At 71.1% G+C, this 570-nt stretch carries 1 protein-coding gene; it reads left to right on the top strand.

The features are described 5' to 3' along the window. Window positions 1-358: hypothetical protein (locus tag AC1DSF_RS30620; protein WP_478184073.1), on the top strand; the 358-nt coding region annotated here is incomplete at its 5' end. Window positions 359-570: the final 212 nt, after the last annotated feature.

Raw genomic sequence — 570 nt, 5'->3', positions numbered from 1 at the left:
GTTCCTGCCCGGCCGCGGATTCCGGCTCACCGGCGGGCCGACCCGCTTCGAGGCATGGTCGGGGGATGTCCGCGTGCTGCACGTCGACGTGGACGAGGCGGCGCGCACCGTGGTCATGGCCGGCGACTGGTGGTACCGCGGCACGTACCGGATCCACGAGCGCGGCGGCGCGGCGTGGGTGGAGTACCGGGTGGAGAACGTCGCGCGGCGGGGGCGCTGGGCGGTGCCGTGGGCGAACAAGCTGTTCGCCGGGTACCGCACCACGATGCTCGGCACGGCGGTCATCGTCGCCTCGCGCATCGCCAAAGCGGTGGACGCCGAGCAGGCGCCCGAGGGCGGCGGCGAAGCCGCCGGCTGAACCGGCCGGACTGCACACCCAGACCACTTGACTTGGTCAAATGCCCGGGCGAGACTCGCAGGCCAGCACGCCATGAACTTCGCAGGAGGCCGTCCGTGCCGGTGCCCAGCCCGCTCGACGAGTACCCGATCCACCAAGTGCCGCTCTTCATGAGCGAAGTCGGCACCAGCGACCGCAACTTCTACGACCGCTGCATCTACCACGCGTACACC

The sequence above is a fragment of the Variovorax sp. 01N429 genome, assembly GCF_056399425.1.
This window is presented reverse-complemented; position numbering and strand designations above follow the sequence as displayed.